Annotated in this window: 13 protein-coding genes; 7 read left to right on the top strand and 6 right to left on the bottom strand. The window is 54.3% G+C overall.

The window, feature by feature from the left end; translation table 11 throughout:
• Positions 1–40: 40 nt before the first annotated feature.
• Positions 41–1,351, top strand: a complete 1,311-nt coding sequence (gene clcB / locus F3J30_RS06990; protein WP_014070053.1) for a voltage-gated ClC-type chloride channel ClcB — start codon at positions 41–43, stop codon at positions 1,349–1,351.
• Here clcB and bioD read toward each other — a convergent pair.
• The 3 genes from bioD to F3J30_RS07005 all read right to left on the bottom strand — a co-directional run bounded on the left by bioD (position 1,286) and on the right by F3J30_RS07005 (position 4,359).
• The gene (gene bioD, locus F3J30_RS06995; protein ID WP_166716779.1) at positions 1,286–1,981 is read right to left on the bottom strand and encodes a dethiobiotin synthase; all 696 of its coding nucleotides are present in this window, start codon (positions 1,979–1,981) and stop codon (positions 1,286–1,288) included. The two genes, clcB and bioD, sit on opposite strands and share 66 nt — an antisense overlap.
• A 131-nt stretch (positions 1,982–2,112) precedes the next feature.
• Entirely contained in the window at positions 2,113–3,333 is a 1,221-nt protein-coding gene (mlc, locus tag F3J30_RS07000; RefSeq protein ID WP_014070051.1) for a sugar metabolism global transcriptional regulator Mlc, read from the bottom strand.
• Between the two features lie 120 nt (positions 3,334–3,453).
• Positions 3,454–4,359, bottom strand: coding sequence for a LysR family transcriptional regulator (locus F3J30_RS07005; RefSeq protein ID WP_166716780.1), 906 nt, complete (start codon positions 4,357–4,359; stop codon positions 3,454–3,456).
• 122 nt (positions 4,360–4,481) lie between these two features.
• Here F3J30_RS07005 and F3J30_RS07010 point away from each other — a divergent pair, with 122 nt between their 5' ends.
• The 5 genes from F3J30_RS07010 to F3J30_RS07030 all read left to right on the top strand — a co-directional run bounded on the left by F3J30_RS07010 (position 4,482) and on the right by F3J30_RS07030 (position 9,804).
• Positions 4,482–5,735, top strand: coding sequence for an MFS transporter (locus tag F3J30_RS07010; RefSeq protein ID WP_166716781.1), 1,254 nt, complete (start codon positions 4,482–4,484; stop codon positions 5,733–5,735).
• 134 nt (positions 5,736–5,869) lie between these two features.
• Entirely contained in the window at positions 5,870–7,357 is a 1,488-nt protein-coding gene (locus tag F3J30_RS07015) for a carboxypeptidase M32 (protein ID WP_166716782.1), read from the top strand.
• A 162-nt stretch (positions 7,358–7,519) separates the two neighbouring features.
• On the top strand, positions 7,520–8,062 hold the full coding sequence (locus tag F3J30_RS07020; RefSeq protein WP_166716783.1) for a thioredoxin fold domain-containing protein: 543 nt from the start codon (positions 7,520–7,522) through the stop codon (positions 8,060–8,062).
• A gap of 178 nt (positions 8,063–8,240) precedes the next feature.
• Positions 8,241–8,705, top strand: a complete 465-nt coding sequence (asr, locus tag F3J30_RS07025; RefSeq protein ID WP_166716784.1) for an acid resistance repetitive basic protein Asr — start codon at positions 8,241–8,243, stop codon at positions 8,703–8,705.
• Positions 8,706–8,982: 277 nt separating this feature from the next.
• Positions 8,983–9,804 (top strand): serine protease, encoded by an 822-nt coding sequence (locus tag F3J30_RS07030; RefSeq protein ID WP_014070042.1) that lies wholly within the window; start codon positions 8,983–8,985, stop codon positions 9,802–9,804.
• Between the two features lies 1 nt (position 9,805).
• Here the strand turns inward: F3J30_RS07030 and F3J30_RS07035 are convergent, their stop codons facing one another.
• The 3 genes from F3J30_RS07035 to mdtJ all read right to left on the bottom strand — a co-directional run bounded on the left by F3J30_RS07035 (position 9,806) and on the right by mdtJ (position 12,729).
• Positions 9,806–11,968: an EAL domain-containing protein gene (locus F3J30_RS07035; protein ID WP_166716785.1), complete on the bottom strand. Its 2,163-nt coding sequence runs from the start codon at positions 11,966–11,968 to the stop codon at positions 9,806–9,808.
• A gap of 82 nt (positions 11,969–12,050) precedes the next feature.
• The gene (gene mdtI, locus F3J30_RS07040) at positions 12,051–12,380 is read right to left on the bottom strand and encodes a multidrug/spermidine efflux SMR transporter subunit MdtI (protein ID WP_014070040.1); all 330 of its coding nucleotides are present in this window, start codon (positions 12,378–12,380) and stop codon (positions 12,051–12,053) included.
• Positions 12,367–12,729 (bottom strand): multidrug/spermidine efflux SMR transporter subunit MdtJ, encoded by a 363-nt coding sequence (gene mdtJ, locus F3J30_RS07045; RefSeq protein WP_166716786.1) that lies wholly within the window; start codon positions 12,727–12,729, stop codon positions 12,367–12,369. The genes mdtI and mdtJ overlap by 14 nt, the downstream gene beginning before the upstream one ends.
• A 423-nt stretch (positions 12,730–13,152) precedes the next feature.
• On the opposite strand from mdtJ, the gene F3J30_RS07050 reads away from it, so the two are divergent.
• Positions 13,153–14,187: an AI-2E family transporter gene (locus tag F3J30_RS07050; RefSeq protein ID WP_166716787.1), complete on the top strand. Its 1,035-nt coding sequence runs from the start codon at positions 13,153–13,155 to the stop codon at positions 14,185–14,187.
• Positions 14,188–14,190: the final 3 nt, after the last annotated feature.

Raw genomic sequence — 14,190 nt, forward strand, 5'->3', positions numbered from 1 at the left:
CCCATCACAATATTGTATCTTTCCCGTTTACGCGTGCCCCATGCAACGTCTTCATACTTACCCCGACATTCGCGCCATGTTTCGCCGGCTCCTGATTGCCACCCTGACAGGCGTGCTGGCCGCGCTGGCCGTGGCCGTTTTTCGCCACGCGATGTTCCTGCTCGAATGGCTGTTTCTGGGTAATCAGAGCGGCAGCCTGGTGAATGCTGCGGGCGAACTTTCCCCCTGGCGACGGGCACTCACGCCGGCACTGGGTGGGCTGGCGGCAGGATTACTGCTCTGGGGATGGCAACGGCTGACCGCGCAACGTCCTCAGGCGCCTACCGATTACATGGAAGCCCTCGAAACGGGTGACGGGCAGTTCGACTACGGCGCCAGCCTTGTTAAATCGCTGGCATCATTGCTGGTGGTATCCAGCGGCAGCGCCATCGGCCGTGAAGGTGCGATGATCCTGCTCGCGGCGCTTGCCGCATCGTTTTTTGCCCAACGCTTCACCCCGAAATCAGAATGGAAATTGTGGATTGCCTGCGGTGCCGCCGCGGGGATGGCCAGCGCCTACCACGCGCCACTGGCCGGAAGCCTGTTCATCGCCGAGATTTTGTTTGGCACGCTGATGCTGGCCTCGCTTGGCCCGGTGGTGATTGCGGCCGTGGTGGCGTTGCTCACCACACGCCTGCTCAGCCCGGGCGCCAGCACGCTCTATGAGGTGCATCTTAGCGACACGCTGACCGCCGTTGATTATGCGCTCATGCTGGGGATGGGGCTGCTGGCCGGTGTGTGTGGCCCGTTGCTGATGTGGCTGATGGACGCAAGCCACGCTCTTTTTCTGCGGCTCAAGCTCTCGCCGCCGTTCCAGCTTGCGCTTGGCGGCCTGATTGTCGGGTTGTTGTCGCTCCTGACACCAAAAGTCTGGGGCAATGGCTACAGCGTGGTACAGGCGTTTCTGCTCTCCCCGCCGTTGCTGACGGTGATTGCCGGGGTCTTTATCTGTAAATTGCTGGCGGTGCTGGCAAGCAGCGGTTCGGGCGCGCCGGGCGGGGTGTTCACCCCGACGCTGTTCGTCGGTATGGCGACAGGAATGCTGTTTGCGCAGATCTTCGCGCTGTGGTTCCCTGGTTCGGAAACCGCTATTTTGCTGGGGCTGGCGGGAATGGCAACGCTGCTGGCGGCCACCACACATGCGCCGATCATGTCGGCGCTGATGGTCTGTGAAATGACCGGGCAGTATTCGCTGTTGCCCGGTTTACTGGTTGCGTGTGTGATTGCCTCGGTGCTGTCGAGGACGTTACGCCACGACTCTATCTACGGACAACACGCTACCGAGCGCGGAGAGATTGATATACTGCGATAGCTCACGCTGTTCGGCACGGGGCAGATAAGGCAGCTCGCCAACTAATGGCCCCGGCAGTTTTTTGCTCAGCACATCGATAATTTCAGCGTAATGCGCCAGCCCCGGGTTGATGCGGTTTGCCACCCACCCCACTAATGGCAGGCCGTCATTGGCAATCGCCTGCGCTGTCAACAACGCATGGTTGATGCACCCTTCCTGAATGCCCACCACCATAATGACCGGCAGTTGTTCCTGAACAACCCATTCTGACAGCGGACGCAAATCGTTCATCAGGCTGCGCCAGCCGCCCGTCCCCTCGACAACAACGTGGTCAACCTTTTCGCTCAGGTTTGCCAGGCCGTCTGACAACAGGGTGTAATTGATAAGGCCGCTGTGCGCCACGCTGCTTTCATCTTCGCTTAACGCGATAGGATTTACGGCGTGATACGGCAATTCCAGCGTTGAGACACTTTGCAGGACCAGCGCATCTTTATTACGCAGTCCTTCAGGCGTCTCTTTACTGCCTTTTGCGACCGGTTTGTACCCTGCAACACGTTTACCGTTTGCCGCCAGGGCTTGCAGCAAAGCGCGGGACACAACGGTCTTTCCGACAGAGGTATCAGTACCCGTTACAAAGAAACGCTTAAGCATGACTCATCCCACCTCTTGGTGATGCTTCTAAAATATAAACCAGGTAAATAATTCAGTGGGGGGAAGTCTACGGGATGCATACGCTACCCGGCTTGAGATAGCGCAATTTTTCTTACATCTGTGGAAATGAGTTAGCCCTGGAGCAAGCGAATCAGTAACGAACCGTTGTACATGGCATCTTTTACCAGCGCCGCACCGGCCATGGTTCCCTGATTAGAGAACTGGGTGCTTTCAACCACGATATTCTTACTGTACGCCGGGAGTGACTGCTGACGAATGCAATCGGAGATAGCCGGGAACAGGATTTCCGCCGCCTGGCTGAGCGGTGAGCCAATCAATATCTTTTGCGGATTAAACAAATTCACCATGATGGCGAGAATACGGCCGACGTTATTGCCGACACCGGTGATGATATCTTTTGCCAGCAGATCGCCCTGCCTCGCCGCCGCACACAGGGCATCCACCGTTAACGGCTGACCATGCAGCGTCGAACTCATCGACTGGCTCAGCCGCACCTGCGCCAGCTCCAGCACGCTTTCAACGCTGGCGATGGTTTCCAGGCACCCGTGGTTACCGCAGTAGCAGCGCTTACCATAAGGGTCGACCTGGGTATGGCCAATTTCCACCAGGCTGCTACTTCCGGCATGAAGCAGGCGGCCGTCGGTGATAACCCCGGCGCCCACGTTATGATCGATAACCACCTGAATAACATCGCGTGCGCCGCGGGATGCACCAAACAGCGCCTCTGCCATCGTCCAGGCACTGATATCGTGCTGAATGTAGACCGGCACGCCGGTGTGGTTTTCCAGTACTTCGCCAAGCGGCATCTCTTTGACACCATCGTAAAACGGCATCCGGTGCACAATGCCGTTTTCCGTATCGATAATACCCGGCATGGTGATGGCAATTGCCGTCAGGCGTTCAAGACGCTGCTGATGGCGAATAAAGAACTGATCAATATGCGTGAGAATAGCGTCCAGGAGGGATTGATCAATATCGAGCGGCAGCTCAAGACGGTCTTCAACCACCAGCTTGCTGCTCAGATCGCGCAAAGCGAGGAAAATTTCACCGCGGCTGATTCGCAGCGACAGGTAGTGCCACGCCTCAGTTTCCACCACCAGCCCTACCGCAGGGCGGCCACGGCTGCCCGGCTCCTGAATTTCGGTCTCCTGAACCAGGTGTGCTTCCAGCATTTCACGAACAATTTTGGTAATACTGGCAGGTGCCAGTTGTGCCAGGCGCGAGAGATCGATACGCGAAACCGGACCAAGCTGATCAATCAGGCGATAAACCGCGCCAGCGTTGGTCTGCTTAATCTGATCAATATGCCCTGGCTGACTATCAGCAACCACCTCGTACTCCCTTATTTTCGAGCTTCGAAATAAACTGTGGGCTATGGTGAAGCACTTCAATGGTGCTCGTCAAATATTTACTTAGCCATGTGATTTACTGCACATTTTTGCCCACTTTCCTTATACATTTCGCCCCCGCGACGCCGTCATCAGCTGCGTTTTGAAACGCTGTGCCGCATGACTGAGTTCCCGATGTTTTGACCATACCAGCCACATCTCAGAAATGGCATCTTTTTCCTCAATGGCCACCCAGCGCATTTCACGCAACTGTACCCGCTTAAATGAGGCCGGAAGGATTGAAACCCCAAGCCCGGCGGCCACCAGGCCAATAATGGTCATCGCCTCGCCCACTTCTTGCGTCATTGTCGGGGTAAGACCGTAACGACGCATCAATCCCAGGATGTCGTCATACAGCCCGGTGCCCACCTGCGGGTCGAAAAACACGAACGGCTCGTTAGCCAGTTCCGCCAGTGAAACCGTGGGGCGCGAGGCCAGCGGATGGTCATGCGGGATCATCGCCATTAGCGGCTCGCGCAGGATTACCTGCCACTCAAGCGAGTCCGGCAGTTGAGTGTTTCGCATCAGGCCCAGATCGAGCGAGCCTTCATTCAGCGGGGCAATTTGTTCGCGGGTGTTGATTTCACGGGTCTGGAGATGCACATCCGGGAAATGACGGCGAAACGACGACAGCGTGGCCGATACCGCGCTAATAAAGGGTGCGGATGAGGTAAAACCGATACGCAATTCACCGGCCTCCCCCAGGTAGAGCCGCTCAGCTCGGGCGGCAGCGTCATCGACCATGCTCAGGATCTGGCGGCTGTCGATAAGAAACTGTTTCCCCGCTGCCGTCAGGCTCACGCTGCGGTTGGTCCGTGCCAGTAAGCGCGCCCCAATCTGCTGCTCCAGGATCTGAATTTGCTGGCTTAGCGGTGGCTGAGAGATGTTCAGGCGGGCAGCAGCACGACCAAAATGCAGCTCTTCGGCCACAGCAATAAAGTAGCGCAGATGACGCAGTTCGATATTCATATCTTTAAAGTATCATTTGAGATTATTAATATATTAGACAGAATATTTACATTTTCCTACCCTGAGTATGTGGTCATACCCGTCACCAGCCAATCACGGGGATGTTTAAGCAAGGAAACTGTGTGAGTCGTACAACAACCATTGATATCGCGCCGGCAAGCGACATCGATGATTTACCCCCAGCATCACAGCCGGTTCAGTTCATTAAACGTGGTACTCCTCAATTTATGCGCGTCACGCTGGCGCTCTTCTCAGCAGGCCTGGCAACCTTTGCCCTGCTGTATTGCGTTCAGCCTATTCTGCCGGTTTTGTCCCATGAATTTGGCGTATCCCCTGCCAGCAGCAGTATTTCACTCTCTATTTCCACCGGGATGCTGGCGATCGGTTTGCTGTTTACCGGGCCACTTTCAGATGCCATTGGCCGCAAGCAGGTCATGGTAACGGCATTAATGCTGGCCTCCGTCTGTACGCTGCTTTCCACCATGATGACCAGCTGGCACGGCATCCTGGTGATGCGCGCCCTGATTGGGTTATCGCTTAGCGGAGTCGCCGCGGTCGGGATGACCTACCTCAGCGAAGAGATCCACCCCAGTTTTGTCGCCTTCTCAATGGGGCTGTACATCAGCGGGAACTCGATCGGCGGAATGAGCGGACGCTTGCTGAGCGGGGTATTCACGGACTTCTTTAACTGGCGTATTGCGCTGGCGGTCATTGGCTGCTTTGCCCTGGCCTCTGCGCTGATGTTCTGGAAAATTCTGCCGGAATCACGCCATTTCCGCCCGACATCCCTGCGCCCGAAAACGCTGTTTATCAACTTCCGTCTGCACTGGCGCGATAAAGGGCTGCCGCGGCTGTTCCTGACCGGCTTCCTGTTGATGGGTTCGTTCGTGACCCTGTTCAACTACATTGGTTATCGGCTGATGCTCTCTCCGTGGCATCTTAGCCAGGCGGTGGTCGGCCTGCTCTCTGTTGCCTATCTCACCGGCACCTGGAGTTCCCCTAAAGCCGGGGCGATGACCGCACGATTTGGCCGTGGCCCGGTCATGCTGGTCTCAACCGGCGTGATGCTGCTCGGCCTGCTGATGACGCTGTTCTCTTCACTGTGGCTGATTTTCGCCGGGATGCTGCTCTTCTCCGCAGGCTTCTTCGCTGCGCACTCGGTCGCCAGCAGCTGGATTGGCCCGCGCGCGCGCCGCGCCAAAGGCCAGGCCTCTTCGCTGTACTTGTTCAGCTATTATCTGGGATCCAGTATCGCCGGGACACTCGGCGGTGTGTTCTGGCATAACTACGGCTGGAACGGCGTGGGCGGATTTATTGCGCTGATGCTGTGTATGGCGTTGCTGGTGGGGAGTAGCCTTCACCGGCGTTTGAAATAACCTAACTCTTTGACTGTTGTGTCGTCTTTCTTGCCGGGTGGCGCTGCGCTTACCCGGCCTACGCCTCTCGTATCAAACCTCTGAAAATCACGTTAAACTCCCAGGACACATCAAACCGAACGAGAACAATAACTATGCCAAAAAATGTTGCTTATCAGGAACTCACCCGCACCTTCCAGCGTCTCTCCCGCTTCTCGCATCTCTCCTCCATCGCCAGTTGGGATATGTTCACCATGATGCCGCCAGGCGGTAGCGCTGCCCGGGGTGAAGCCCTGGCTGAAATGAGCGTCTTGCAGCACCAGATCCTGACAGACAAGAAAGTGGGTGACTGGCTGGCCGCAGCGCAAAGCGAAGATCTGAATGATGTGGAACAGGCGAACCTGCGTGAAATGACGCGCCACTATCAGCAGGCGTCCCTGCTGCCTGAATCGCTGGTGGAAGCGAAGTCTCTGGCGGGCAGCAAATGTGAGCACGCCTGGCGTTCGCAACGTCCAGCAAATGACTGGCAGGGTTTTTCTGCAAACCTTAAGGACGTGGTCAGGCTGAGCCGGGAAGAAGCCCGCCTGCGTGCAGAGGAAAAAGGCTGCTCACCTTACGATGCCCTGCTGGATATTTTTGAGCCGGATATGACCAGCGCCCGTCTGGACGTGCTGTTTGCTGACATGAAATCCTGGCTGCCAGACCTGCTGGCGAAGGTGGTGGAAAAACAGTCCCAACAGTCGTTTGTCCCGCCGCAAGGCCCCTTCGCGACCGCCGATCAGCGGGAGCTGGGTCTGGAAGCCATGAAAATGCTCGGCTTCGATTTTAACGCCGGTCGTCTGGACGTTAGCGCGCATCCGTTCTGCGGGGGCGTGCCAGAAGATGTGCGCATCACCACTCGCTATGACGAAGACGAACTGCTGAGCGCGCTGTTTGGTGTGGTTCACGAAACCGGCCATGCCCGCTATGAGCAAAACCTGCCGCGTGCCTGGGCGGGCCAACCCATCGCGCAAGCTCGCTCCACGGCAATCCACGAATCCCAGAGCCTGTTCTTTGAAATGCAGCTTGGACGCAGTAACGCGTTTCTGAAACATCTGCTCCCTGCCGTACATGCCCGTTTTGGCAGCCAGGCCGCCTTTAGCGAAGAGAACTTTATTGCCTGGAACCAGCGCGTGAAGCCTGGCTACATTCGTGTCGATGCCGATGAAGTGAGTTATCCGGCGCATGTTGTGCTGCGCTATGAGATTGAACGCGCACTGATTAATGGTGAGATTGAAGTTGATGATATCCCGGCCCTGTGGGATGAGAAAATGCAGGCCTGGCTTGGGTTGTCCACCAAAGACAACTACCGCAATGGCTGTATGCAGGACATCCACTGGACCGACGGTGGCTTTGGTTACTTCCCGTCTTACACCCTCGGGGCAATGTACGCCGCACAGCTCTTCCACGCAGCGAAAACCGCGCTGCCAGGGCTTCAGGCGTCTGTTGCAGACGGCGATTTTTCTGCCCTGTTTGACTGGCTGCGCCAGAATATCTGGCAGCATGGCAGCCGCTTTAGCACCTCGCAGTTAATTACCCAGGCGACCGGGGAAGATCTGAATATCCGTTATTTCCGTGAACACCTGACCGCGCGTTATCTGTAATGCATTCTGCCGGAGTTCGCTCCGGCACATTTCCTCTCCCTTTACGCACTAAGAATATGATTTTGTGCATATCCTGACGCTTGCGCTTAATGCCATAATTCTTTTTCTGGCTCAGAAATAAACCGTTATCAGGCCAGGCATAAAAAATAAATAAAGGGATGAATGATGAAAGGCAAAATGAAAACGATGGCCTTAGCCATGCTGTGTGCGACGAGTCTGAGTACCTTCGCCGCCACGGATAACACGCCAAAAGAAGCGTACGACGATATTACACACTCTCTGGCTGACCTCCAGCCCATCACGTTTCAGGCTCCCGCCGAAAAGTACAAGCTGCTGGTGTTTATTGATAACCAGTGCATCTACTGTAGCAATGTGGTGAAAAACGTTAAGCAATATACGGATGCCGGTTTGACGATGTCGTTTGTGACCGTCGCCCCCGACTCTATTCGTGATTCTGTGATTGAAGATATGGGGCGCGTCTGGTGTTCCGCCGATAAGGTGAAAAGCCTGCAAAAAGCGATGACCGGTTTTTTACCCGATAACGACGCGACTCCGGCCTGTTCTGCGCTGGTCGAGCGGCAATCAGCGCTGGCCGAAAGGCTGGGTATCCGCATCACGCCAATCATGGTGGTGATCGAACCTGAATCACGTTCAATTATAGGCAGCCAGCCACCTGCGGCCATTCTTGCCGCCCTGAAGAAATAAGCCTCGGGGTGTACGAACAGGTGCGCGCTGCCTTGTTCGTACACCTTGTACCTGCCGTTGTACATTACGTTACACGCCGATACCAATCACTCACGGAAACCTCGGGTTTACAGGGATATAGTTCTTTCAACGGCCCCGCAGTGGGGTTAAATGAAAAACCAAATTCGAGGGTATGAGAATGAATAAAGTATTAGCTCTGGTTGTTGCCGCTGCTATGGGTCTGTCTTCTGCTGCATTTGCTGCTGAAACTACTGCAACTCCTGCACCAGCTGCTGCTCCGGCTGCAACTACCACCGCAGCGCCAGCTAAAGCGGTTCACCACAAGAAACATCATAAAGCCGCTGTGAAAAAAGAAGCAGCAGCTCCAGCAACCGCAGCGCCAACTGAACAGAAAGCGCAGGCTGCTAAAAAACACCACAAAAAAGCCGCTAAACCAGCTGTAGAGCAGAAAGCTCAGGCTGCTAAAAAGCATCACAAAAAAGCCGCTAAACCAGCGGTAGAGCAGAAAGCTCAGGCTGCTAAAAAGCACCACAAAAAATCCGCTAAACCGGCTGTAGAGCAGAAAGCTCAGGCTGCTAAAAAGCATCACAAAAAAGCAGTAAAACACGAAGCTGCTAAACCAGCTGCACAGCCAGCTGCGTAAGAGTACAAGCTTAACCGTGCCCTTCGGGGCACGTTGGTAAACCGGCGCTGAACCGGAAAGGTCCAGCGCCGTTTTTTTATCCGGAGGGCGTATGCTGCGACGCTATCGGTTTGAGCTCATTCTTATTCTGCTTATTTTATGCGCGCTCATCGCAAGCCACTTTTATCTTTCCTGAATGTAGCACGCTGATTTTACTCCCACTTTAACGCCGTCCCGTCTATAGTATTTTCATAGGGTTCACTTTTAATAATCATAATTACCCCCACCAGAGTGTGATATGCGTAAATCTGTAGTGTTGTTACTGGGAACGTTTACTCTTTTTTCTGGCTTTTCACATGCGGATGATGGTGGCGATGACACCATGAGCGCCAAAGATGTAAAGACGCTTTTTTTTGGTCATGACGATCGTACGCGTGTTGCCAACCCTACTCAGCCCCCATGGGATGCTATTGGCCAGCTGGAAACCGCCAGCGGCAATTTATGTACTGCCACCCTGATTACCCCTCAGCTTGCGCTTACCGCAGGTCACTGCCTGTTAACACCGCCAAACGGCAAACCGGATAAAGCCGTTGCGTTGCGCTTTGTGTCGCAAAAAGGGGTGTGGCGCTATGAGATCCACGGAATTGAAGGCCGGGTCGACCCGTCGCTGGGCAAGCGCCTGAAACCGGATGGTGATGGCTGGATTGTGCCACCAGCTGCGGCGTCCTGGGATTTTGGTCTGGTGGTGTTACGTTACCCGCCGTCTGGCATTACGCCACTGCCGCTGTTTGACGGTGATAAAGCCGCACTGACTGCTGCGCTGAAGGCCGCCGACCGCAAAGTGACACAATCGGGTTACCCCGTTGATCACCTGGATTCGCTGTACACCCATTCAGACTGCATTGTCACAGGCTGGGCGCAAAACAGCGTATTGTCGCATCAGTGCGATACCTTACCGGGCGATAGCGGTTCGCCGCTGATGCTGAAAACAGACAACGGCTGGCAGCTGATTGGTGTTCAAAGCTCTGCGCCTGCCGCTAAAGACAGATGGCGTGCCGATAACCGCGCGTTGTCCGTTACCGGTTTTCGCGACAGACTCGAAGCGCTGGCGCAGCAGTAAGTCAGCACTGTCTGACCTGACGTAATTCAATAATTTCCTCAATCGGCATCGGCTGGCTGAACCAGAATCCCTGCAACTGATCGCAGCCAGCCAGCCGTAAAAGTTTCATCTGTTTTTCGTTTTCCACACCTTCCGCCACCACCGCCATCCCCAGCGCGTTAGCGATTCGCACCGTACCACTCACTAGTGCGGCGGCCTGTTCGTCGTTATCCACCAGCCCGGCCAGCGATTTGTCTATTTTGATGGTGTCAAAATTGAAACGGCGCAGATAGCCAATGCTTGAATACCCCGTGCCAAAATCATCCAGTGCAACCGCCGTACCCAGCGCTTTCAGGTTAACTATTGCTGAACGCGCACGCTCCGGGTTTTCCAGGACGTAGGTTTCCGTCACTTCGAGCTGGAGTCGGTTCGCCGGGAAATGGGTGATATCCAGCACGTTGGCGACCTTATCTTCAAACTCAGGATCGCGGAACTGCGCCGGAGAGATATTGACGGATAATTTTAAATCACCAAAAGGCTCCAGATCGCTACAGGCCCGGTGCAGGACAAACTGGCCGAGCTTATAAATCAGGCCACTGGTTTCAGCAATCGTAATAAAGGCATCCGGGCCAAGTTCCCCTTGCGGGCGGCGTGGCCAGCGCACCAGCGCTTCGACGCTGGTCATTTTCTGGCTCCGCGCATCAATAATCGGCTGATACCAGACATCAAATTCATCGCGTTCAAGACCGCCACGGATCTGGTCTTCAAGTGCCAGCTGCTGTTCCCGCGCGCTGTTGAGCTCTGCATCGTAGTGGGTGACCCGCCCTTTTCCGGTCATTTTGGCGTGATACATGGCAATATCGGCCCGACGGAACAGCTCGGAGCTGGTGCACTCAATCAGGGTTCCACTGGCGATCCCGATGCTGGCGCTGATATGGATGGTGCGATCCCCCAGGCGAATCGGGGCATTCAGGAAGTCGAGCACCGCCCCGGCAAACGCTGACGCCTGCGCCTCTGAGCGATCGCCGCCAATGGTCATAGCAAACTCATCGCCCCCCATACGCGCCAGCATCCCGCCATGCGGGACCCGTTCACGCAGTGTTTTTGCAATAGCGATGATGAGGTCATCACCTACGCTGTGGCCATAGATATCGTTCACATCTTTAAAGCCATCCAGATCGATAAAGACCACGCTTTTCACGTCAATATCACCGCGCAGGCTGACCTGCTCCAGCGCTTCTATCAACGCGCGTCGGTTGGGTAAGTGGCTCAGCCAGTCCGTTCGTGCCACCAGCCGGGCCTGACTTTCCCCCCGGGCAAGCTTATACAGCCCCACACTACTCACCAGAATAAACAGCAAGATCAGGGCGGCCGCCAGGGTTACGATTTGCGTGATGTCTGACGATGCCGCCCTCGCCGCCTGCGCCCCCGGCAACCTCGCCTGCCAGTTGAGATAGCCCAAAAGCTCCCCAGCCGAACTGTTAAGCGGCATACTCATATCGTTGATTTTATTGGGCGTATAGTTGAGGCGATCTATCTGAAACGTTGCCCCCAGATCGGACAAAATCTGGGGATTAAGATGACGGGTAATGACCAGATAACGCCGCATATCACCACTGACCTGGAGCGGCCCTACCATCGGGCGGACAAGCCCGATACCAATAAAAGCCACGCCATGACGTGTACGGGTGATCCCGGCGTAAATATTCTTTTCTTTGGATAGTGCATTGCTGTGCTTATCAATCAGCGCTTTCAGTCCGTCCCCAAAAAATGAGAGATCGTTTTCCGTAAAGGGTTGGCTCTGAAATGACCCCCACAGCACATTGAAATGTTCATCCAGCACAAATGTGCCGTCGTAGAGATAATTGATTTTAAATCCCGCGCCCCAGGTGTTATACAGCCATTCAGTATCCAGCTTAGGGCTATAAAGCTCACGCACGGCATCGTCCCAGACGGCATTATCGATCACCAGCGAGGAGACACGATTAACGGAGGTCTGGATCGCGCCCTGAACCGATAGCGCGGTGCGGTGTTCATCAATTTCATTGGTTTTGGTGCTGATAAGATGCAGAGACAGGTAAAGCAACGCAACGATAGACACGATTAAGCCAATCCCCGCCATAAATATCATGACGAACAGCGTTTTTGCGGTGGGGATATTGCGCCAGCTTAAGGTGAGATGCATCAGCCATCCTCTTCAAAGTCATGCTTTTATAAGAGTAATACAGGCAGCAGATTTCGCTGCCTGTAAACGCTGGCTGTATTCGTCAGGCGAGTTTGATCATCACCATGCCTGCCAGCAATAACGCCAGCCCTATCCAGCCTTTGTTATTTAAACGCTGACCGAAAAGGATCCAGCCGGCAGCAAGCGTTGCGGCGATACCAAACCCGCCCCACAACGCATAGGCCACAGACAAATCGATACCTTTTACCGCCTGCGACAGCGCACTGAACGCGCCCAGCACGGCGGCAATGGACATCAGGCCGTAAAACTTACGGCGAAAACCATCGGAAAACTTCAGAAAGACGTTAGCCACAATTTCCAGCACAATGGCAAACGCCAGCCAGGCCGCGTGGATCCATTCAAACTGCTGCATGGGTCTTCTCCTTCAGCTGTTTTGTCGGTTTGCGTGTACCCGATTTAATCAGCACAATCCCGGCAACCAGGGTCGTCAGTCCGGCAATTTTCATGGTTGATAATGCTTCGTCAAATAACATGACGCTGAACAGCGTAATCAACAAAATGCCGACACCTTCCCACAATGCATAGGCCACACCCAGCGCGATTTTCTTTACCGCAAAGGACAGAAAAATATAGGAAAGTGAAATCATCACCAGCATTAAAATAAAGCCGGTGTTGCCATCACTGACACTTGCCCATTTCATAGACAAGGTGCCGGTAATTTCAGCGACGATAGCCAGAGCTAATAAAATCCAGTAAAACATGTTCTTCTCCTGCTTGAGAATATAATCCATCGTGGCTCGCCTCAGACGGCAAACCAAAAAAATATGAAATTAAGTCAGACAGCTAAGCGCATAGCGCCAGCTCAGGCAGAAGACGTGACTATAGCGCGGTGCGCCAGTGTTGCTCACCAGACAGAAGGCAGAGGGAGGTAGAAAATACAGCGGTGTTTTTTGAAATGTACGTCCTGAACAAATTGTCCATAAAATTACAATTATCCGCGATCTTGCTTCTCGTCTTTGCGGATGAAAATTGTCCTCGGTAGTTGAACACGCCTGATTTGTACCATAAGCCAGGAATTTACTCAAAGTCTTTTCATTTCTTTACCCACCCTGTTTGACTTCGGTTAGTTTATTGAATCGGCATTCACATCTATTATAAATAAAAGAATTATTTCAGGAACTTCCATGGCTAAACCCATCATTACCCTGAACGGGCTTAAAATTGTCATCATGCTGGGCATGTTGGTGATCATTCTGACGGGCGTCCGTTTTGCGGCGGACATCATTGTGCCCTTTATTCTCGCGCTTTTTATTGCCGTAATTCTCAACCCGCTGGTTCAGCGCATGGTCCGGCTCCGCGTCCCCCGTGTGCTGGCCATTACGCTTCTGATTGGCATCATCATTGTCGCCATGGTGCTGTTGGTGGCGTATCTGGGAACCTCCCTGAACGAACTGGCACGTACGCTGCCTAAATACCGTTCATCACTGGTGATCCCGCTACTGCAAATTGAACCCTGGCTGCAACGTGCAGGTATTGAGGTGTCAGTTGAGGAGCTGCTGAAGTATATCGATCCCAATGCAGCAATGACCCTTGTCACCAGCCTGCTGGCGCAGCTTTCGAATGCCATGACGTCTATCTTTCTGCTGTTTTTGACGGTGGTCTTTATGCTGCTTGAAGTGCCGCAACTGCCGGCAAAGCTGCAACAGATAATGATCCGTCCGGTGGAAGGTATGGGTGCTATCCAACGCGCACTGGACAGCGTTTCGCACTATCTGGTGCTGAAAACAGCCATTAGTCTGGTCACGGGGCTGGTTGTCTGGGGGATGCTCGTCGCGCTGGATGTCCGTTTTGCGTTTGTCTGGGGGCTGCTGGCCTTTGCACTTAACTATATTCCCAATATCGGCTCTGTACTGGCGGCTATTCCGCCCATCCTTCAGGTGCTGGTCTTCAGCGGGCTTTATGATGCGCTCATTTTACTGGCGGCCTATCTGGTGATTAACCTGGTCTTCGGCAACATACTGGAACCCCGAATGATGGGGCGCGGACTTGGGCTTTCCACCCTGGTGGTATTTTTGTCCCTGATTTTCTGGGGCTGGCTGCTCGGCCCGGTCGGTATGTTGCTTTCCGTACCGCTGACCATCATCGTGAAAATTGGTCTGGAGCAAACGGCGGGTGGGCAAAGCATCGCCATTTTGCTCAGCGACATGAGCCATAAGTAAGCG

Origin of the sequence: Enterobacter sp. Tr-810, from assembly GCF_011752765.1 — a bacterium.
Classification (GTDB): domain Bacteria; phylum Pseudomonadota; class Gammaproteobacteria; order Enterobacterales; family Enterobacteriaceae; genus Enterobacter; species Enterobacter soli.